Source organism: Ferruginibacter sp. SUN002 (genome assembly GCF_050611725.1).
Lineage (GTDB): Bacteria > Bacteroidota > Bacteroidia > Chitinophagales > Chitinophagaceae > Ferruginibacter.
Genome location: NZ_JBODJB010000001.1, coordinates 2,440,360 through 2,460,110 on the forward strand (window position 1 = coordinate 2,440,360; position 19,751 = coordinate 2,460,110).

Below are 19,751 nucleotides of genomic sequence, written 5' to 3' on the forward strand. Positions count from 1 at the left end.
CAAAGAAATCTATGTCGCAAATAAGAAAGCAAAGTATCATTTCCTCCGTTGTGGTGTATATAGGCTTTGCGTTGGGTTTTGTCAATACCTACTTATTTGCACGTGAAGGCGGATTTACAAAAGAGCAATACGGACTCACTGCTATATTCATTGCCATTGCCAGCTTAATGTCAACCATTGCAGGATTTGGCATGACGGCATACATTGGAAAGTTTTACCCATACTACAAAGACAATTTACCCTCAAAGAAAAATGATATGCTTACCTGGGCATTATTGGTTTCATTGATTGGCTTTTGTTTTGTTGCATTTGGCGGATATTATTTTCAAGATCTCATCATCAGAAAATTCGGCGGCAACTCTCCGGAATTAGTAAAATACTATCATTGGGTATTCCCATTCGGACTTGGGTTAACTCTTTTTGCCATCGTTGAAACTTACGCATGGCAGGTTAAAGAATCTGTATTCTCCAATTTTTTGAGAGAAGTGTTTTTCAGATTACTTACAACTATTTTAATCATACTCACCATAATTGGTGTGCTGACAGATTTTGACATCTTTGTTAAAATATATGCTTTTACATATCTAGCCACAGCATTGACCCTTATCAGCTATCTGGTTATTAAGGGGCACTTGCATCTAAGCTTTAAGGTTAGTATAGTAAGCAGAAAATTCTTCAAAAAAATAATGGCTTTGGTGTTATTCTTTTTTGGTGGCAATGTGGTCTATATGATCTCTACGGTTTTTGATTCGTTTTTAATTGCATCAGTATTAGAAGATGGACTTGCAGCCGTTGCAATTTTTACCTTAGCTCAAAATATTGCCAGTTTGGTACAAGCTCCTCAAAGAGGTGTTATCTCTTCTTCTATAGCTGCTTTATCGCAAGCATGGAAAGATAAGGACTATGGCAGAATACAACGTATCTACCAAAGATCATCCATCAACCAATTACTCTTTGCGGTTGGAATGTTTGCTTTGATATGGTTAAACTTTACAGATGGTGTTTTTACATTTCATTTACAAGAAGGCTATCTCAAAGCAAAATGGATATTCTTTTTTATTGGCCTCATGCGTATTGTAGATATGGGTACCGGCGTAAACGCACAGATACTTGCTACTTCATCTTTCTGGAAATTTGAATTTGTTACAGGACTTATTTTAGTAGGCATTACTTTACCGCTCGATTACGTTCTTACCAAATACTATTACGGCATAACCGGACCGGCAATTGCCAACCTTATTTCATTCACCATTTACAATGCGATCCGCTATTGGTTTTTGAAGAAAAAATTCAATCTCGATCCATTCAACAAAGCAACGCTTTACACACTTGTACTGGGGGTTACAACTTTTTATATCTGCCACTTTTTGTTCAATCAATACCAGGGTTTTGTATGGATCGTTATCAGAAGCACTTGTTTTGTTGCTATTTATGCGTCAGGTATATTTTTATTAAAGCTATCTGCAGATATTATCCCGGTATTGCATACCATTCAAAAACGTTTGGGCATAAAAAAAGGAGATTAATATCTCCTTTCAAAATTTCATTGTAAATTCTATTCTTCGGTTTTCTCTGCAGTAGCTTTGATCCTTCCCCCGGAAATGAAACGACTATTGTAATAGTTCTCATTTAAACTACTGATCGTAACACCATCTGATGTACTGCTATGTACAAAATAATTATTCCCAAGATAAACACCTACATGGCTTACACCACCTCTTGTGTTAAAGAAAACAAGATCACCTTCTTTTAGATCAGCTCTCTCAATTTTTTCGCTGGCCGCATACTGGTCTCTTGCTGTACGAGGAACTGTAACTGAATAAACATTATTCATCAAACCACCGGAGAAAGCACTACAATCAACACCGGCTTTTGTACTTCCCCCATAACGGTAACGGGTAGCCCACCATTCATCTATGTATGCATACAATTTGCTATTAGTAAGCGATTCCACTTCAACATCCAGCATCATTGCATACTTAAATTGCCATGCTGCACAATCTTCTAGTTTTCTGCCTGGGGCTTCTATCTTCGCAGGCGTTTCAATAACTTTTGCAACTGTGATTTTTTCAGCTACAGGCTCACTTACCGATCCACCTCCATCAGGAACAAGTTCAATATCTTCAATAAACCTGAGGGCAACTTTGCTGGTAGTTTTCTGGTTTAGCTTTTCCAGATTGATATTCGTCTGCGACTTTGCAGTTGTAGAAACTGCAAAACAAATGCCTAATGAAATAAATAAGTTTTTCATACGTAAAATTTGGGTTTACACGTAAGTACAACTTAATCTTTTGTTATCTGCGCCACTATTTCTCCTGATCCGTAAATACTCGTCTAATCCGTTCTAAAAGTCCTGTAATACAAACAATTATAAAAAATTTGTTTCAAACAAGCTGCAAAGGTAGTGCCGAAATATTGCAAAACCAACACAATAATGTTAACAGATTGGCAATCATTGTACTAATTCTGTGGAAAACCCAATTATTTAATGCGTCAATTGTAAACGATATTTGTAAAACTATGGTCGATGGTCCATAGACCATAGTTTTATGAAATTTTCACACTTACACGTTCACACACAATTTTCCTTACTGGATGGAGCTGCTTCCATCAAGAATCTATATAAAAAAGCCATTGCAGATGGGATGCCGGCACTGGCTATTAGCGATCATGGCAACATGTTTGGTGCTTTTGAATTTGTAAAAGAAGCATACAACCACAAAAATGAAGATGGAACACTTAAGATTAAGCCCATCGTAGGTTGCGAATTTTATATCACTACCGACAGAACAAGAAATAAATTCAGTAAAGACGAAAAAGACCCCCGCCATCACCAGATATTATTAGCAAAAAATGCCACCGGTTATAAGAATTTGGTAAAGCTTACCTCTCTTGGATACATTGAAGGCATGTACAGCAAGTACCCTCGTATCGATAAAGAACTCATTCACAAATATCACGAAGGATTAATAGCAACCACATGTTGCTTGGGTGCGTTAGTGCCACAAACTATTTTGAAAAAAGGTGAAGCCGAAGGTGAAAACGAATTCAAATGGTGGTTGAATATTTTTCAGGACGATTATTATGTGGAGTTACAACGCCATGGTATGGCCGAGCAAGACAAGGTGAATGAAATTCTTTTAAAGTATGCAAAGAAATACAATGTAAAAGTTATTGCAAGCAATGATAGTCATTATGTAGATCAAAAAGATTTTAATGCTCACGATATTCTTCTTTGCATCAACACCGGCGAAAAACAGGCCACCCCTGCCCTACGTGAATTTAGCGATGATGACATTTTAACTAAAGGCAAAAGATTTGCTTTTCCGAACGATCAATTCTATTTTAAAAAGACCGAAGAAATGACAAAGGTCTTTGAAGACCTGCCTGAAGCAATAGACAATACAAATGAAATAGTTTCGAAAGTAGATCTATTGGATCTTAAAAGAGATATTCTGTTACCACACTTTGTTGTGCCGGCAAATTTCAAAACACAGGACGAATATTTAGAAAGCATTACATGGGCAGGAGCAAAAGATCGTTATAAAATACTTACCCCTGAAGCAGAAGAACGTATTAGTTTTGAATTAGGTGTTATTCGTGAAATGGGATTCGCCGGCTATTTCTTAATTGTAAGCGATTTTATCAGAGCCGGCAGAGAGATGGGGGTATTTGTCGGCCCCGGTCGTGGATCTGCGGCAGGTAGCGTGGTAGCATATTGTATTGGTATTACCAACATCGATCCTATTAAGTACAATTTGCTTTTCGAGAGATTCTTAAATCCGGAGCGTAAGAGTATGCCCGATATTGATACGGATTTTGATGATGATGGTCGTCAGAAAGTGATCAATTATGTGGTAGAGAAATATGGTAAAAATCAGGTAGCGCAAATTATTACCTATGGTACAATGGCTGCTAAAAGTAGCATTGCCGATGTTGCAAGAGTAATGGATCTTCCTTTACCTGAGAGTCGGGCATTGACAAAACTCGTTCCTGAAAAACCGGGCATCAGTTTAAAACGTTTGCTGCATGCGCCTTATACAAGCAAAGAAGCGAAGGATGGCGAAAAAAGTTTAGAGGAAAAAGAAGCTTTGGTTGCCGAAGATCTTGAAAATGTAAGACGGTTAAGAGAAATTCATAGCGGCACCGACCTACAAGGTATTATCCTGCAAAATGCAGAAATACTGGAAGGCTCAGTTCGTAATACCGGTATCCATGCAGCAGGTATCATCATTGCACCAAAAGATCTTACAGAACTTATTCCTGTTGCAACTTCAAAAGAAAGTGAACTTTGGTTAACGCAGATAGAAGGAAGCACTATTGAAGAAGCCGGTGTAATCAAAATGGACTTTCTTGGCTTAAAGACCCTAAGTATTTTAAAAACCGCTCTTGAACTTGTAAAAGCTAATCATGGCGTATCCATAGATATTGATAGCATTCCTTTGGATGATGAAAAAACATACGCCCTTTATCAGCATGGAGATACCAATGCAACTTTCCAGTTTGAAAGTGCCGGCATGCAAAAATATTTACGAGAATTAAAACCCGATAAATTCGACGATCTTATTGCAATGAATGCCTTGTACCGTCCGGGCCCTATTGCATACATTCCTGAATACATTGACAGAAAGCATGGTAAAAAACAGGTAGAGTTCGATCTGCCTGATATGGAAGAACATCTGAAAGAAACATACGGCATTACCGTTTATCAGGAACAGGTAATGTTACTCTCACAAAAACTTGCCGGCTTCAGTAAAGGTGATGCGGATGTATTGCGTAAAGCGATGGGTAAAAAACAAATTGCCGTCCTCAATAAGATGAAGGTGAAATTTGTTGAAGGAGCTAACGCCAAAGGGCACCCGAAAGATAAGCTGGAAAAGATCTGGACAGACTGGGAAGCATTTGCACAATATGCGTTCAATAAATCTCACTCAACATGCTACGCTTTTGTTGCTTATCAAACTGCTTATTTAAAAGCTCATTATCCAAGTGAGTATATGGCTGCTGTACTGAATCATGCAGGCAGTATTGACAAGATCACTTTCTTCATGGAAGAATGTAAACGCATGGGACTAAAAGTACTCGGGCCGGATATTAACGAATCGCAGAACGGCTTTGCCGTAAACCAAAAAGGTGAGATCCGTTTTGGGTTCAGCGGATTAAAAGGTGTTGGCGAAAAAGCAATTGAAGATATTATTGAAGAAAGAAACAAAGGTGGTCAGTTTAAATCCATTTTTGATCTTGCTAAACGAGTGAATCAACGTTCGGTAAATAAAAAATCTTTGGAAAGTCTTGCTTATAGTGGTGCTTTTGATTGCTTTAAGGATATCACAAGAGCGCAATATTTTTATCAGGCTCCCGGCGATGTGTCGGGGTTAGAAAAGATCATCAAATTCGGATCTGTATTTCAATCGCAGGCAACACAATCTACCAACACGTTATTTGGCGATATGGTAATGCCGGAAATTGAACCACCTAAATTGTCTATTTGTGAACCATGGGCTTTAATAGAACAACTCGATTATGAGAAAGAAGTAACAGGTATGTATATCAGCGGCCATCCGTTGGATAATTACAAATTTGAAATGAAGTATTACAACATTACGCCACTTGCGGAGTATGTTGAATTCAAATCAATTGTAAATACATTACCCAATAAAGGCAAACAATTCAGAGTAGCCGGACTTGTAGTAGATGCACAACATCGCCTTACAAAAACAGGAAAGAATTTCGGAATATTAACCATTGAAGATTATAGCGGTAAAAGTGAATTCATGCTTTGGAGTGAAGACTATGTGAAATACACGAATTATTTAGAAAAAGGCATGATCGTTTTGGTTGAAGGAGGCTTTAAAGCAAGATATAATAGCGACGAATATCAATTCAGTCTATCAAAAATCCATTTGCTGGAAACTGTAAAACCTGCGCTTACCAAACAGGTAACTATTACTGTAGAGCCACAATTCATCAACGAAGATTTTATCAATTTCATTGAAAAAAACATTCAAGACAATCCGGGCAAGACCATGCTAAAATTCAACATCATTGATGTACGACATAATTTCAAAGTAGGCATGAATACTTTTGAAAAGAATTTTACTATGAATGATGATATGGCTCTCTTCTTAAATGAGAATAAAGATATTGATGTAAGTGTGGTAACTGCTTAATTTGAAGATTTGGAAATTTGAAGATTTGGAAATGTGCTGGTATTTTAACAGTTACTTTTCATCTTCAAATCGTAAAATTTCCAAATCTTCAAATCTGTTTATTCAATTAAAAATATCTCCCTCTTTCCTCCTTCTATACAATCCATATACCCCTTCATAATATCTTTCAGCTCATCACTCATTGTAGCAGAACGAAGGTCTTTGAAAAAAGCACCAATATCTTCCGATTCAGATTCAAATACAACTGTCCAGTAAGTACTAACAACATCTGTCATTACTTTGGCATTTTTCATTCCACCCTGCATCTTTTCAAAATGCGGAATAGCTGCCTTAAATATTTTTACCAGGTCTTTTGCTTTACCCGGTTTTGCCTGAAATGTTTCTCTTATTAAATACATAGCAATAATTTTTAGCTAAGAAAGATAGTGCAAAAATTAATGAAATACAATACCTGATGATGTGTTAATGTGAGGATATATCAATGTGTTAATGAAGCCAGTAGCTTCAAATTAAAAAGAAGCCGCAGTAAAGAATTACACTTCGACCTTAAAATCAGCACATCAGCATATCGGCACATTATTCAGCGTCACATTGACTTAAACCATGTCATTCACACATTGTGGATATGTCAATAGTGCATATTATCGGCTTTGGTCGTAAATTTGTCCTCTTCTTCTAAATTTTAAACTAAATAATATGGCACACGAATTCACAGATGCAAACTTTCAGGAAAAAGTAATAGCTGCAGATAAACTTTCAGTAATCGATTTTTGGGCAGAATGGTGCGGTCCTTGCCGTGCAATTGGGCCGGTAATTGAAGAATTATCAAAAGAATACGAAGGAAAAGTAAACGTAGGTAAGGTAAATGTTGATCACAATCCGCAAGTATCTATGAACTATGGTATTACAAGTATCCCTGCTATCCTTTTTGTAAAAGGCGGACAGGTTGTTGATAAATTGGTTGGAGCTCAACCAAAAGCAAATTTTGTAAAAAAGATTGAACAACATAAATAGTTTGGTTTTACTTAATTTAAAAGGGCTGTTTCGTTTCGGAACGGCCCTTTTTTTATGAGTTTCTAGTTTTTAGTTCTTAGTTGAATGCTTTTACGTTTTTAGCTTATTCTAACTACTTGAGGGCTCTTAACTAAGAACTAAAAACTACAAACTAAACCCTTACCTTTGCAACCTCAAAAAAAATAACACAAATGGCTTTAAAAGCAGGGATCGTAGGTCTACCTAACGTAGGGAAATCAACTTTATTTAACGCAGTTAGTAATAGCGCAAAAGCACAGGCAAGCAATTATCGTTTTTGCACCATCGAACCAAATGTTGGTTTGGTAAATGTACCCGACCCTCGTTTGGATAAATTAGCAGAATTAGTTGTTCCAGAACGCACCGTTCCTACCCAAATAGAAATTGTAGATATTGCCGGCTTGGTACGTGGTGCCAGTAAAGGTGAAGGATTGGGCAATAAATTCCTTGCCAATATTCGTGAGGTTGATGCCATTATTCATGTGATACGTTGTTTTGAAGATGAAAATATTTTAAGAGATGAAGGAGCTATTAATCCTGTAAGTGATAAAGAGATCATTGAAACAGAATTGCAATTGAAAGACCTCGAAAGTGTTGAGAAAAAAATCCAACGTACAGAAAAACTCATCAAGAACGGAGATGCTAAAATGAAAGCAGAACTGGAAGTTTTAACCCGTTGTAAAGATCAATTAAACCAGGGCAAAAATATTCTTGCATTAAAATTAAGTAAAGAAGAAAAAGTTGCTATTGAAGATATTTTCTTATTGACTGACAAACCGATCTTATACGTTGCCAATGTTGATGAAGCAAGCATGCATACAGGCAATAAATTTTCCGAAGCATTGACAGAAGCCGTAAAAGCTGAAGGCAATGAGGTAATTGTAATGACTAATGCTATTGAAGCACAAATTGCAGAATTCGAAAACCCGGAAGACAAAGCAATGTTTATGGAAGAATATAAAATGGTAGAACCTGCATTAGACAGACTTATACATTCAACCTATAAACTCCTGAACCTATCTACTTATTTCACAGCAGGTGTACAGGAAGTAAGGGCATGGACCATTCATCAAGGATGGAAAGCTCCGCAAGCTGCAAGTGTTATACATACCGATTTTGAAAAAGGATTTATTAAAGCAGAAGTAATTGCTTACAATGATTTCATTTCTTATAAATCTGAAGCCGCATGTAGAGAGAATGGTAAATTAAGAATAGAAGGAAAAGAATATGTGGTGAATGACGGAGATGTGATGCACTTTAGATTTAATGTGTAACGACGGTCGGCAGACGACTGACCACGGATCATAGATAATTGACTGTGTGTCTATAGCCAGTCGTCTGTGGTCGATTTCTCCTCCCCCTTTATAAGCCTATTATTCCTTCTTTTGCACTATATACAATCCAAGAATAACTAATGCTACCCCAATAAATGTGTGTATACTAATCGGTTCTTTCAGCATGATTGCAGCTATGGCAAACCCGAATATCGGGCAGAGAAATAACCAGAAAGATGCTTTTACAGGATCGTCCTTCAGTAAGTATAGCCACAACTGTACAGCACCTATAGACACCGGAATGGCCAGCCACAACATGCCTCCAATGGAGTTTACATCGTACACATTCTTGTTGGCATCATAAAAGATGAATAATAAAGGAAGCAATAATATGCCGCCTATCAACGTCTGCCAGCCATTGATAACAAGAATATGTAACCCATTCCATTTATTATTGGAGAAATAGACGGCGCCTGCAGAATAGGCCAACATACTGGTAAGTAGCAAGATCAACCCTAACGGCGTAGCATAACTACTTTTAAGCAAGGGCCAAGCTGCTATTAAAATACCCGCTGTACATAATAATAAACTAACAATCGTATTTTTTTTGATTTTTTGTTTCAACCAAATAGCAGTGATGATACTTATTATAACAGGATTAGTACCTACAGACAAAGTACCGAGGCCGGCTGAAACATTCATCATTGCAATTACATAGAGACCGAGATAAATACTGATATTAAAGGTGCCGTAGATCATTAATTGTTTCCATTCCATCTGTCGTGGCAATCTTTCTTTTAAAATCACATGTGAAATAAGCAGCATGATTAACGATGCAATAAAAAAACGGGTAACTGCAATTACAAATGGCTGTGCAGCAATCAACGCAATTTTTGTGGCCGCAGAAGCCGAAGCCCACAGAATGGCAAATACTATTCCCGCTAAAATAAATTTTAACCTGTACCCTCCGGCATCTTTCATAAATACAAAATTAAAGAAGATAAGAAGGAATATTTTGAAAAATTAAACGATCGACAAATACCCAACCCAAGGTATATTTATAACCCATCATTATTTTATCTTTATAAAAAGATATTCGATGTTGAATAAAATATTAGATAACTTGAAAATTCATGCACTTGCTATTATGTGCTTAAGTGCTGCATTCTTTTTCTGGAAAGATTATTTTCAAAATCCAAGACAGTTAGTTACAAAAGATAAATTAGCATACGTTACGGGCACCCTTAGCTCTGCAGGAAATGAAATATATCTACCCTCGGGTAGTAGTGGCGGGCATTATGTAATTATAAAAGAAGCCAACCGAACTTTTATTCCAAATGGTATTAAATGGGGAGATTTTGTTGATGAAGTACCAACCGGTGCAACTATAACAATGTCTTATAGTCCGGAAGAGAATCTGATGGTGGCAAAAAAGGGTGTTACTGTTTTCTCCTTAAAATATAAAGACAAAGAATATATTTCCGATGCAGATACATTAAAATGGTACAATGATGCTATTTTGAAAAAACGCAATATTGCCATTTATCTTACGCTTGGGGGCATTGCCGCATTTGTATTAGTATGGTGGATAAAAAGACGTTTCTTTAAATAAGAAATCCCGGTGTTGAGAACAACCCGGGATTCAATCATCATGTATTTATTTAGTTAAACAAGAAACTTTTTATAAACCAGCGCTCATATTCTTTTGACGCATTCCGGCAAGTGTAGGATCTAATTCAATAGCTCTGTCACACATTTGAGCGCCTCTATCCTTTTCTCCCAGTTTTTGGAAACATAAACCTGCTTGCCATAAAGCTTTACCATCTCTCATATCCATTTCCATCAACTTCTGACAATATTCTAAAGATTTATTATACTGCTTTGCTTTATAGTAAGCATCTGCCATATCTCTTAACATATCTTTATTTCCCGGCTTCTTAGCGATCAACTCCAATAATAATTTTTCGCCTTTTTCAAATTCATTGCTATAGATATAAGCGAAACCAAGGTTTTCTTTAAAGTCTGCACTTTGATTGTATCCATTTTCTGCAGCTTTATTAAAATAGATCACAGCATTTTTAAAATCATCATTATTATAACTCAATAGCCCCAATTCATAAGCCCAGGCATTTTTTGCCGGATCTGCTTCTACAGCTTGTTTGTAAAAGGGAACTGCTTTTTTATATTCTTCCATTTCCAGATAGCTTCTGCCAATTGTATAAATGGCCTGAGCATCTTTTGGATTTTTTGCTAAATAAGCTTGTAATGTAGAAACAGCCGTAGGATAATCTTCCTGCTCGTAACTGCTCAACCCAATGATCTTTTCCGCAGCAGGATAGTTCTTGCATTTTTGTGCATATTCTATCGCTTTAGAAAATTGTCTGTATGAATAAAATAACTCTGTAAGTTGTTGAATGGCAATATTATTATTGGGATCTAATTCATTCACCTTTGTAAAGGCATATTTTGCTGCATCCGTTCTACGCATTTCTAAATTTACAAATCCGTTTTCCAGATAAGCGTCTACAAATTTGGGATTGAACTCAACTGCTTTGTCGAACAGCTTGGAAGCCACCTGATAACGCTTGGCGTTTTTCTCTAAAATAGCTTTGTCGAAATAAACTCTTGCACTGTCTAAGTTTTCTGCGAAGGTACTGAATGCCATGGCACAGCATACCATTGTGGTAATGAGGAATTTCATTCTACTGGATTTTAGTTTATATAGGTGTTTTGTACGGATGTTTTGCAATAACTGTACCAAAATTGGTAAACCGGATTAAAGCCAATTATCGCAATACTATACAAGCTAACGCCGGAAGGTGCAGATTTATTTCGTAGAGGTCAGATTTTTTTTCTACACAATTTATTTCGGGGGCAGGATTGAAAACATCTCCAGTGCCCCAATACTTTTTACCATCACTATTGAAGATCTCTTTCCAACTTGATTTTCCGTAAACTTTTACTTTCCAGTCTCTACGAACTACAGGCGTCATATTGAGTATTACCAGCACATCATCATTTCGATCTTTTCCAATGCGTTTATAAGCAAGAATGCCTTCTTTTCGCTGGTTGGTTTCAACCCATTCAAAGCCACCTGGTGCAAATTGTAATTGATGCAAGGCCGGTTCTGATGCATATAATTTATTAAGGTCTCTTACACAATCTTTCATTAGCTGATGGCAATCGAATTGCAGCAGATCCCAACGCAGTTCTGTTTTATAATTCCATTCATCTGTTTGGGCAAATTCATCTCCCATGAATAATAATTTCCCTCCCGGATGAGTGAACATATAACTGTACATTAAACGAAGGTTTGCAAACTTCTGCCATTCATCTCCCGGCATTTTAAATATCATCGGACTCTTACCATGTACAATTTCATCATGACTTAGAGGAAGCATAAAATTCTCGTCATAATAATACATCATACTGAATGTAAACTTATCCTGATTGAATTGACGGAAATACGGATCCATTTTGAAGTAATCCAATGTATCATGCATCCAGCCCATCATCCATTTCATACCAAAGCCAAGCCCATCGGCAAATGTAGGTCTTGATACGCCGGGCCAGTCTGTGGCTTCTTCCGCAATGGTTTGTACATCTGGAAAATCTCTATAGATCATTTCATTCAATTCTTTTATGAATGCAATGGCTTCTAAATTACCATTGCCACCAAATTCATTTGGCTCCCATTCTCCTTCTTCTCTTGAATAATTTAATTTCAACATAGAACTTACTGCATCTACTCTTATACCATCAATGTGAAATTTATCGAACCAAAAACGAGCACTGCTGATCAAAAAAGATTTCACTTCCCCTCTTTTGTAATTGAAAATATATGAGTTCCAATCCGGATGAAATCCTTTTCGCATATCGGCATACTCGTATGTATGTGTTCCATCAAACATAAACAAGCCGTGAGCATCGTAAGGAAAATGCGATGGCACCCAATCGAGTATTACGCCGATACCAGCATTGTGAAAGGCATCTACCATTGCCATAAAATCTTCCGGCGAACCAAATCGTGAAGTAGGAGCAAAAAAACCTGTACCCTGATAACCCCAACTACCATCGAACGGATGTTCCATTACCGGCATAAATTCAACATGCGTAAAAGCCATCTCTTTTACATAAGGCACTAACCTTTCTGTAATTTGCTGATAGGTATTATAGGTTTCTTCATCATTTTTATCAGGACGCATCCAACTTGCCAGATGCACTTCATATACGCTCCAGGCTGCATCCAATGCATTGTGTGCTTTGCGTTTTTGCATCCAATCCTTATCTTTCCAATCGTACTGCATTTTCCATGATATAGAAGCAGTTAGAGGCCTCTTCTCCCAAAAATTTGCAAATGGATCACCTTTATCCAAAACCGCACCCTGATAACCTTTTATATGATATTTATAAACCTCCCCTTTTTTAAAATGCGGTATAAAGCCCTCCCAAATACCGGAATTATCCAATCGTACATACAAAGGATGTGTACCATTCTGCCAATCATTAAAATTTCCCTTTACTGATACCTCCGTTGCATTGGGAGCCCATACTGCAAAATAATAACCCGGCGTATCCAAAACAATTGTTTCGTGATTACCGAATTTTGTATAGGCATTATACATGGTCCCGTTCTGATAATTACGTATATCCTCATCCGTTAGTAACGAATAGTTCCATACTGGCTTGGTACTGTCAACAAAATGTATCTCTTCGTATTTTTTTACGGTTTGTGGAGTATTATGGGCAGACATCGGGAGGTAACTTGTTTATGAGCGGTTAGTAAAAGTATCTATGTAAATTTAGTAATTGTAAGGCAAGAAAAGAGAAATATTTAGCTTAAAGAGAAAATATCTTCAGTAATTGTAACTTTGCACCATCAACTATGACCAAACTCTCAGTAAACATAAATAAGATAGCGACTTTGCGTAACAGCCGGGGTGGTAATAATCCTGATCTGGTAAAGACTGCATTGGATATTGAACGCTTTGGAGCGGAAGGCATTACTGTGCACCCGAGACCGGATGAACGGCATATCCGTTATGCAGATGTATACGCACTAAAAAAAGTGATCGCTACTGAATTCAATATTGAAGGAAACTGTACGGAGCAATCTTTTGTAGATCTGGTTTTGGCAAACAAACCTGCACAAGTCACGCTTGTTCCCGATGCTGTCGGTCAACTCACTTCTAATCATGGATGGAATACAATTGAGTATAAGGATTATCTGACTGACATGATCAAGGTGTTTAAAAAAGCCGGCATCAGGGTTTCTATATTTGTTGACCCTGTGGTTGAAATGGTTGAAGGCGCTAAAGCCACCGGTACCGATAGAATTGAATTGTATACAGAAGGCTATGCTAAGGAATATGCAATGGGCAATAAGCAACAGGCAATAACTCCTTATAAAGCTGCAGCAAAAAAAGCCAATGAATTAGGTTTAGGTATCAATGCAGGGCATGATCTTGACCTGAATAACTTAAAGTATTTTGCAGAAAATATTCCCGGATTACTTGAAGTATCTATTGGTCATGCATTAATATGCGATGCTATTTATTTAGGTTTAGAAAATACAGTGCAGTTGTACAAAAGACAGTTGCAATCATCTATTTGATCAGCTTGCTTAGATATTTTTCAAGCTTAGGTCCTCTTAAATTTTTACCAACAATTTTACCTTCCCTATCAATCAAAATATTTTGAGGTATTTGATATACTTGATTCTTTACGGCAACTGCATTTTGCCAGCCTTGTAGATCGCTTACATGTGGCCAGGTAAGTTTATCCATTTGAATGGCATCAACCCATGCTTGCTTTCCTTTATCTAATGACACACCTAATACTGTAAAATTTTTATCATGAAATTTATTATAGGCAGCCACTACATTTGGATTCTCTATACGACATGGTCTGCACCAACTTGCCCAGAAATCGATCAACACATATTTACCTTTGAATGAAGAAAGTGAGATTTGATTGCCTGCTGTATCGGCTTGCGAAAAGTCATCCAAAACAGCACCAAAACCTTCTTTCTTTCTTGCTTCTATTAATTGAACAATATAGTTACCCATTGGACTTATTTTCTGATTTGAGTCCAATGCATTGTATAACTCTTCCGTTTTATCGTATACATCACCTATTTGATTGTAATGAATAATTGCCAAAGGTGCAACAAAAGATTTGGGATGTTTGGCCGGATAGCCGGCAGTAAGCTCTATTGCTTTAGTTTCAACGAATTCGTCGTACGGTGCATTTTCGTTGAAAACTTGCTGATATGGCTGTAAAGATTGAAGATAGGCCTGATACTCATTATGAGATTTAGACCCGGTAACGTTTACATAGTTGAGCGAATCCTTATGTCCGGTAAATTTAACAACGCTATTATCAAGTAAAAGCGTAACGGTAGTTTTTTGATTATCTAACCAAAGTAACTTGAAATCAGGAAAACCAATTTTTCCTTTCAATGTAAATTTACCTTTTTTAAAGGTTGTTTCCTGTTCCAACACACCGGTACTACCATTTAATATACCCGCCTTAGTGCCATCCGGATAACCTGCTACAGTACCATATATAAGATATTCATCAGCAGCTTTTTTAATGGCAACAGTGGTCTTTGAGGACTGAGTTTTTTTAATTGCAGGTTTTTTAGTTGTTTTCTGTGCAAAAACCAATGCAGGCAATAATACAAAAACAAGCAAAATTTTCTTCATCAGGTATCTATTGAATATGCAATTTAATTCATTTAATGCGAATGTATTATTGCAGTACTTTATTTAGGAAATCTTTAGTAACTAAATCTACATTCGAGGCTGCATTTAAAGCCTGAATATAGGCACTGCCAATAATAGCTCCGTTGGTATGCTTACAGGCTGCCTGAAAAGTTGCCTTATCTTTAATACCAAACCCTACCAATATCGGATTCTTCAAATCCATTTGTTGCAGCCTGTTAAAATAAGCTTCCTGATTACCAATAGCTTTATTGTTACCGGTAGTAGAAGATGACGAGACTGCATAAATAAACCCTGAGCTAAGTGTATCGATCTTTCTTATTCTTTCTTCGCTGGTTTCGGGAGTAACCAAAAAGATAAATTTTAAATTATGCTTTTCGAAAAGCTGTTTATATATGGTCTCATATTCATACATTGGCAAATCGGGCAAAATAATTCCGTCTACACCAACTGATTCTGCTGCTGCACAAAAATTTTCAATACCAAATTGCAACACAGGATTCATATAACCCATTAATATCAATGGAGTATCAAAACCATTCTTACGAACATCTTTAAGTTGATTGAACAGCACTTGCATTGTCATCCCATTTTCTATAGCAACAGATCCGCTATGTTGAATTACGGGGCCATCGGCTAATGGATCGCTATAAGGCATTCCAATTTCAACGAGATCAGCCCCATGTTGTTGCAATGCATTTAATACCTGCAAGGTTGAGTCTAATTTCGGATAACCTGCCGTGCAATAAACATTTAAAACGTTCTGTTTTTTTTCGGAAAATAATTTATCTATTCTGTTCATACTTTTAATCTAAATGCTTCATATAAGTTGCAAGATCCTTATCTCCTCTTCCGCTCAGACAAACCACCACAACTTCATCTTTTTTAAATTTAATTTTATTTAGCCCATACAAAGCATGAGCACTTTCTAATGCAGGAATAATACCTTCCAGTTTACATAATTCAAAAGCTGATTGCAAAGCCTCTTTATCAGTTGCACTTAAGAATATTCCTCTGCCACTTTTATACAAATGAGCATGCAATGGCCCAATACCGGGATAATCTAATCCTGCTGAAATACTATGAGGCTCTACAACCTGTCCGTCTGCCGTTTGCATTAACAAACTTTTGCTGCCATGTAAAATTCCGGGTTTGCCTAACTGTGTTGTCGCAGCAGTCATGCCACTATCAATACCGCAACCTGCCGCTTCAACTGCTACTAATTTTACAGATGCTTCATCTAAAAAATGATAGAACGCACCGGCTGCATTACTACCACCTCCTACACAAGCAAAAACATAATTCGGATTTTGTGAACCTGTTTTATCAAATAATTGTTTTTTTATTTCTTCACTGATCACAGATTGAAATCTTGCAACCATATCAGGATAAGGATGTGGCCCCACAACACTACCAATAATATAATGCGTATCAACCGGATTATTGATCCAATCTCTGATGGCTTCATTAGTAGCATCTTTCAACGTTTTGCTACCACTGGTTGCTGGAATAACTGTTGCACCCAACATTTTCATTCTTGCAACATTCGGCGCTTGTCTTTCAATATCTTTTTCACCCATGTAAACAATACACTCCAATCCTTTCAAGGCACAAACTGTTGCTGTTGCTACTCCATGCTGACCGGCACCTGTTTCTGCAATGATCCTTTTTTTACCCAACTTTATTGCCAACAAAATTTGCCCGATGGTGTTGTTTATTTTATGTGCCCCTGTATGACAAAGATCTTCTCTCTTTAAATAAATTTTAGCACCATATTTTTCGCTCAATCTTTCTGCTAAAAATAGTGGAGTTGGTCTACCGACATAATCTGTCAGCAATTGCTGAAATTCTTTTTGAAAACTGTCTTCATAAATTATTTTCAAATAATTATCCTGCAATTCTTTCACATTCGGGTACAGCATTTCAGGGATGAATGCTCCTCCAAAATCTCCATAATACCCATGTTCGTTTACACTGAAACTCATTTTATATTTTTTATTTTAGAATCAACTCTAATAATTTTAAATCCAACCATCTATCAAACTTATACCCTACTTCTTTTAAATGTGCCGCTTCTTTGAACCCAAGTTTTTTATGCAACTCAATGCTAATTTCATTATCGGCATCTATACCTGCGATAATGCTGTGCAGATTTAATTCTTTTGCAGCATCTATAGTCTTTTGTAATAACAATTTACCGGTTCCTTTTCCTCTGCAAAATCTGTCTACATAAACAGAGTTTTCTACCGTAAATCTATATCCGACCCATGTCCTGAAAGTGCCGATAGAAGCAAATCCAACAATTTTATGATTATCTACTGCGACAAAAACAGGAAAACCTTGTTCTTGTTTTGTAGCAAACCATTGTTTCCGCATTTCAAGTGTGTGAGGTTCATAATCCCACACAGCCGTAGTGTTTACAATGATGTCATTGTAAATCACCAGCATTGCCGGCAGATCACTTTCTGTTGCTGTTCGAATGGTTATCATAAATACTATTTCATCCCTTGCTTAAATTGCAATACCAGTGCCATATCCTTTACACCAGGTTCTTTTTCCAATTTACTATTCACATCTACACCAAAATAATCAGGGTGTTTAAATGATTTTAATTTTGCAGTATCATCAACACCAATTCCTCCGCTGATAAAAAATGGTTTTTCGATCTTTGCTTTACTCAAAATCTTCCAGTCAAATTGCTCACCGGTTCCGCCTGCCAAACCTTTAGTTGACTTTGTATCAAATAAATAATAATCACATACTGCATCGTATGGCGCCACCAATGCATCAATATCCTTTACAGAATTGTCAATACTAAATGCTTTTATGACTTCTACTTCTTCTGAAAGATCTTCACACATTTCTGCAGACTCCTGTCCATGCAACTGTACCACATCCAAACCGTAATTATCAATAGCGTCTAACACATCGATCATTTCCGGGTTCACAAATACACCAACTATTTTAAAATCAAAATCGCTGTTCTTTATCGCTTTAGGATCAAGCTTATCTTCAACATATCTTGGCGAACTTTTTTCGAAGATCAATCCTGCAAAATCAATTTCCAAACCATCTAACTGTTGCAATTGTTTTAATTGCGTAATACCACAGACTTTAATATTCATTATTCCTTATTTAATTGTTCCGTAAATTTTTTTATCAATGCCATATCTTTCACCCCTGTTGCGATTTCAAATTTCGTATTGATATCAACCGCAAATAGCGCTTTTGCTTCAGGTGTTTCTTTAAAAGCTCTTAGTTTGTCAGCATCACCCGGCTCAATACCGCCACTTAAAAAATATGGCTTGCCTACTTGTGTTCCTTTTAATTGTGCCCAATCGAATTTCTTTCCTGTTCCTCCATAACCGGCCCCTTCTGTATCAAACATGAACATATCGCAAACGTTCATATATTCCTGAATTCTATACCCTATATTATCCGTTTCGCTCAAACGAAAAGCCTTTACAACAGAAATATAGTCTGCGATCTTTTCGCAATATTTAGGAGTTTCGTCGCCATGCAATTGTACCATATGCAATCTGCATTCGTCTACCATTTGCAAAACCTCTTCAGTAGAGGCATTTACAAAAACCCCCACTTTATTCATATTGTTTTCCTTTTTTATCTGATTGGTCGTCATATGTCGTAAAACATATCTCGGCGACTTCGGATAAAAAATGAACCCGGCAAAGGTAGCACCTACCTCCGGCAATTCTTGCAACTGCTCAGCATCGGTGATACCACAAACTTTTACTCTCATTAGCTTTTTGCATTTAATTTGTTTACAAATTCGGCAAAAGCAATCGTTGGGTTTTGTGCTTTCATAAAATTCTCGCCGATCAAAAACCCTTTAAAACCGGCACTTTTAAAAATATCAATAGTGGCTACGTCGCTGATGCCACTTTCGGCAACTTTAATTTTATCCGCTGGAATTTTTTTACTCAATTCCAACGAACGGTTAATATCAACTGTAAACGTTTTAAGGTCTCGATTGTTTACTCCTACTATTTCTGTTTCATCGCAAATATGTTGCAACTCTTCTTCATTATGAATTTCAAGCAATACTTCCAATCCAAGACTTTTAGCAAACAAAGCCAGTTCTTTTACTCTTTCGGGAGTTAGACAGGCAGCAATCAATAAGATCACATCTGCACCAATTGATTTAGCTTCTATTATCTGGTATTCATCAATGATAAAATCTTTACGCAGAATGGGAATATTATTGATTCTTGCTCTTAACAGATCATTAGATGAACCTCCAAAGAAAATCTCATCTGTTAAAACAGATAAACAACTTGCGCCATGTTTAGTGTATGCTCCTGTAACATCTAAAACATCTGCAGTCGCATTAATAACACCTTTAGAAGGAGATTGTCTTTTAAATTCAGCTATAATGCCAGTTTTAGTATCGTCCAATAGAAATTGCTTCAATGAAAAGCAGTTACGTTTATATAATGCAGCAGTTCGTAATTGCTCTTCATTTGCTAACAATTTCCGTTCCGCAACTTCAACTTTTTTTTGTTCAATTATTTTATCTAAAATATTCATCC

18 protein-coding genes are annotated in these 19,751 nt (G+C 36.8%); 6 read left to right on the plus strand and 12 right to left on the minus strand.

The window, feature by feature from the left end; translation table 11 throughout:
- Nucleotides 1–11 precede the first annotated feature (11 nt).
- The gene (locus ACQ33O_RS10545; RefSeq protein WP_430995544.1) at nucleotides 12–1,526 is read left to right on the plus strand and encodes a lipopolysaccharide biosynthesis protein; all 1,515 of its coding nucleotides are present in this window, start codon (nucleotides 12–14) and stop codon (nucleotides 1,524–1,526) included.
- A gap of 29 nt (nucleotides 1,527–1,555) precedes the next feature.
- On the opposite strand, the gene ACQ33O_RS10550 is transcribed toward ACQ33O_RS10545, so the two are convergent.
- The gene (locus tag ACQ33O_RS10550) at nucleotides 1,556–2,251 is read right to left on the minus strand and encodes a C40 family peptidase (protein WP_430995545.1); all 696 of its coding nucleotides are present in this window, start codon (nucleotides 2,249–2,251) and stop codon (nucleotides 1,556–1,558) included.
- Between the two features lie 298 nt (nucleotides 2,252–2,549).
- On the opposite strand from ACQ33O_RS10550, the gene dnaE reads away from it, so the two are divergent.
- The gene (gene dnaE / locus ACQ33O_RS10555) at nucleotides 2,550–6,170 is read left to right on the plus strand and encodes a DNA polymerase III subunit alpha (RefSeq protein WP_430995546.1); all 3,621 of its coding nucleotides are present in this window, start codon (nucleotides 2,550–2,552) and stop codon (nucleotides 6,168–6,170) included.
- A 98-nt stretch (nucleotides 6,171–6,268) separates the two neighbouring features.
- On the opposite strand, the gene ACQ33O_RS10560 is transcribed toward dnaE, so the two are convergent.
- Nucleotides 6,269–6,568: a hypothetical protein gene (locus ACQ33O_RS10560; protein ID WP_430995547.1), complete on the minus strand. Its 300-nt coding sequence runs from the start codon at nucleotides 6,566–6,568 to the stop codon at nucleotides 6,269–6,271.
- A 298-nt stretch (nucleotides 6,569–6,866) separates the two neighbouring features.
- Here ACQ33O_RS10560 and trxA point away from each other — a divergent pair, with 298 nt between their 5' ends.
- Both trxA and ychF read left to right on the plus strand, forming a co-directional pair.
- Nucleotides 6,867–7,184: a thioredoxin gene (trxA, locus tag ACQ33O_RS10565; protein ID WP_430995548.1), complete on the plus strand. Its 318-nt coding sequence runs from the start codon at nucleotides 6,867–6,869 to the stop codon at nucleotides 7,182–7,184.
- Nucleotides 7,185–7,375: 191 nt separating this feature from the next.
- On the plus strand, nucleotides 7,376–8,476 hold the full coding sequence (gene ychF / locus ACQ33O_RS10570) for a redox-regulated ATPase YchF (RefSeq protein WP_430995549.1): 1,101 nt from the start codon (nucleotides 7,376–7,378) through the stop codon (nucleotides 8,474–8,476).
- 99 nt (nucleotides 8,477–8,575) lie between these two features.
- Here the strand turns inward: ychF and ACQ33O_RS10575 are convergent, their stop codons facing one another.
- Nucleotides 8,576–9,457: a DMT family transporter gene (locus tag ACQ33O_RS10575; RefSeq protein WP_430995550.1), complete on the minus strand. Its 882-nt coding sequence runs from the start codon at nucleotides 9,455–9,457 to the stop codon at nucleotides 8,576–8,578.
- Nucleotides 9,458–9,575: 118 nt separating this feature from the next.
- On the opposite strand from ACQ33O_RS10575, the gene ACQ33O_RS10580 reads away from it, so the two are divergent.
- A complete protein-coding gene (locus ACQ33O_RS10580) occupies nucleotides 9,576–10,088 on the plus strand; it encodes a hypothetical protein (RefSeq protein ID WP_430995551.1) in 513 nt (170 codons plus the stop codon).
- 69 nt (nucleotides 10,089–10,157) lie between these two features.
- On the opposite strand, the gene ACQ33O_RS10585 is transcribed toward ACQ33O_RS10580, so the two are convergent.
- Both ACQ33O_RS10585 and glgB read right to left on the minus strand, forming a co-directional pair.
- Nucleotides 10,158–11,177 carry a tetratricopeptide repeat protein gene (locus ACQ33O_RS10585; protein WP_430995552.1) on the minus strand — a complete coding sequence of 340 codons (1,020 nt, stop codon included), beginning with the start codon at nucleotides 11,175–11,177 and terminating at the stop codon, nucleotides 10,158–10,160.
- 85 nt (nucleotides 11,178–11,262) lie between these two features.
- A complete protein-coding gene (glgB, locus tag ACQ33O_RS10590; RefSeq protein WP_430995553.1) occupies nucleotides 11,263–13,230 on the minus strand; it encodes a 1,4-alpha-glucan branching protein GlgB in 1,968 nt (655 codons plus the stop codon).
- Between the two features lie 131 nt (nucleotides 13,231–13,361).
- Between glgB and ACQ33O_RS10595 the strand changes: the two genes are divergently transcribed.
- Entirely contained in the window at nucleotides 13,362–14,090 is a 729-nt protein-coding gene (locus tag ACQ33O_RS10595) for a pyridoxine 5'-phosphate synthase (protein WP_430995554.1), read from the plus strand.
- On the opposite strand, the gene ACQ33O_RS10600 is transcribed toward ACQ33O_RS10595, so the two are convergent.
- The 7 genes from ACQ33O_RS10600 to trpC are packed head-to-tail and all read right to left on the minus strand — an operon-like array spanning nucleotide 14,083 to nucleotide 19,749.
- On the minus strand, nucleotides 14,083–15,183 hold the full coding sequence (locus ACQ33O_RS10600; RefSeq protein ID WP_430995555.1) for a redoxin domain-containing protein: 1,101 nt from the start codon (nucleotides 15,181–15,183) through the stop codon (nucleotides 14,083–14,085). The two genes, ACQ33O_RS10595 and ACQ33O_RS10600, sit on opposite strands and share 8 nt — an antisense overlap.
- Nucleotides 15,184–15,229: 46 nt before the next feature.
- Complete coding sequence (trpA, locus tag ACQ33O_RS10605; RefSeq protein ID WP_430995556.1) at nucleotides 15,230–16,003, minus strand: tryptophan synthase subunit alpha; 774 nt, start codon at nucleotides 16,001–16,003, stop codon at nucleotides 15,230–15,232.
- Nucleotides 16,004–16,007: 4 nt separating this feature from the next.
- Complete coding sequence (gene trpB / locus ACQ33O_RS10610) at nucleotides 16,008–17,186, minus strand: tryptophan synthase subunit beta (protein ID WP_430995557.1); 1,179 nt, start codon at nucleotides 17,184–17,186, stop codon at nucleotides 16,008–16,010.
- Nucleotides 17,187–17,196: 10 nt separating this feature from the next.
- Entirely contained in the window at nucleotides 17,197–17,691 is a 495-nt protein-coding gene (locus ACQ33O_RS10615) for a GNAT family N-acetyltransferase (protein ID WP_430995558.1), read from the minus strand.
- Between the two features lie 5 nt (nucleotides 17,692–17,696).
- The gene (locus ACQ33O_RS10620) at nucleotides 17,697–18,326 is read right to left on the minus strand and encodes a phosphoribosylanthranilate isomerase (protein ID WP_430995559.1); all 630 of its coding nucleotides are present in this window, start codon (nucleotides 18,324–18,326) and stop codon (nucleotides 17,697–17,699) included.
- Entirely contained in the window at nucleotides 18,326–18,961 is a 636-nt protein-coding gene (locus ACQ33O_RS10625) for a phosphoribosylanthranilate isomerase (RefSeq protein WP_430995560.1), read from the minus strand. Before ACQ33O_RS10625 ends, ACQ33O_RS10620 begins: the two co-directional genes overlap by 1 nt.
- Nucleotides 18,961–19,749 (minus strand): indole-3-glycerol phosphate synthase TrpC, encoded by a 789-nt coding sequence (gene trpC, locus ACQ33O_RS10630; protein ID WP_430995561.1) that lies wholly within the window; start codon nucleotides 19,747–19,749, stop codon nucleotides 18,961–18,963. Before trpC ends, ACQ33O_RS10625 begins: the two co-directional genes overlap by 1 nt.
- Between the last annotated feature and the right edge of the window lie 2 nt (nucleotides 19,750–19,751).

What these genes read in the sequence shown, in the direction of transcription:
- ACQ33O_RS10545 (WP_430995544.1), top strand. Translation starts at nt 12, where the DNA reads ATGTCGCAAATAAGAAAGCAAAGTATCATTTCCTCCGTTGTGGTGTAT.
- ACQ33O_RS10550 (WP_430995545.1), bottom strand. Translation starts at nt 2,251, where the DNA reads ATGAAAAACTTATTTATTTCATTAGGCATTTGTTTTGCAGTTTCTACA.
- dnaE (WP_430995546.1), top strand. Translation starts at nt 2,550, where the DNA reads ATGAAATTTTCACACTTACACGTTCACACACAATTTTCCTTACTGGAT.
- ACQ33O_RS10560 (WP_430995547.1), bottom strand. Translation starts at nt 6,568, where the DNA reads ATGTATTTAATAAGAGAAACATTTCAGGCAAAACCGGGTAAAGCAAAA.
- trxA (WP_430995548.1), top strand. Translation starts at nt 6,867, where the DNA reads ATGGCACACGAATTCACAGATGCAAACTTTCAGGAAAAAGTAATAGCT.
- ychF (WP_430995549.1), top strand. Translation starts at nt 7,376, where the DNA reads ATGGCTTTAAAAGCAGGGATCGTAGGTCTACCTAACGTAGGGAAATCA.
- ACQ33O_RS10575 (WP_430995550.1), bottom strand. Translation starts at nt 9,457, where the DNA reads ATGAAAGATGCCGGAGGGTACAGGTTAAAATTTATTTTAGCGGGAATA.
- ACQ33O_RS10580 (WP_430995551.1), top strand. Translation starts at nt 9,576, where the DNA reads ATGTTGAATAAAATATTAGATAACTTGAAAATTCATGCACTTGCTATT.
- ACQ33O_RS10585 (WP_430995552.1), bottom strand. Translation starts at nt 11,177, where the DNA reads ATGAAATTCCTCATTACCACAATGGTATGCTGTGCCATGGCATTCAGT.
- glgB (WP_430995553.1), bottom strand. Translation starts at nt 13,230, where the DNA reads ATGTCTGCCCATAATACTCCACAAACCGTAAAAAAATACGAAGAGATA.
- ACQ33O_RS10595 (WP_430995554.1), top strand. Translation starts at nt 13,362, where the DNA reads ATGACCAAACTCTCAGTAAACATAAATAAGATAGCGACTTTGCGTAAC.
- ACQ33O_RS10600 (WP_430995555.1), bottom strand. Translation starts at nt 15,183, where the DNA reads ATGAAGAAAATTTTGCTTGTTTTTGTATTATTGCCTGCATTGGTTTTT.
- trpA (WP_430995556.1), bottom strand. Translation starts at nt 16,003, where the DNA reads ATGAACAGAATAGATAAATTATTTTCCGAAAAAAAACAGAACGTTTTA.
- trpB (WP_430995557.1), bottom strand. Translation starts at nt 17,186, where the DNA reads ATGAGTTTCAGTGTAAACGAACATGGGTATTATGGAGATTTTGGAGGA.
- ACQ33O_RS10615 (WP_430995558.1), bottom strand. Translation starts at nt 17,691, where the DNA reads ATGATAACCATTCGAACAGCAACAGAAAGTGATCTGCCGGCAATGCTG.
- ACQ33O_RS10620 (WP_430995559.1), bottom strand. Translation starts at nt 18,326, where the DNA reads ATGAATATTAAAGTCTGTGGTATTACGCAATTAAAACAATTGCAACAG.
- ACQ33O_RS10625 (WP_430995560.1), bottom strand. Translation starts at nt 18,961, where the DNA reads ATGAGAGTAAAAGTTTGTGGTATCACCGATGCTGAGCAGTTGCAAGAA.
- trpC (WP_430995561.1), bottom strand. Translation starts at nt 19,749, where the DNA reads ATGAATATTTTAGATAAAATAATTGAACAAAAAAAAGTTGAAGTTGCG.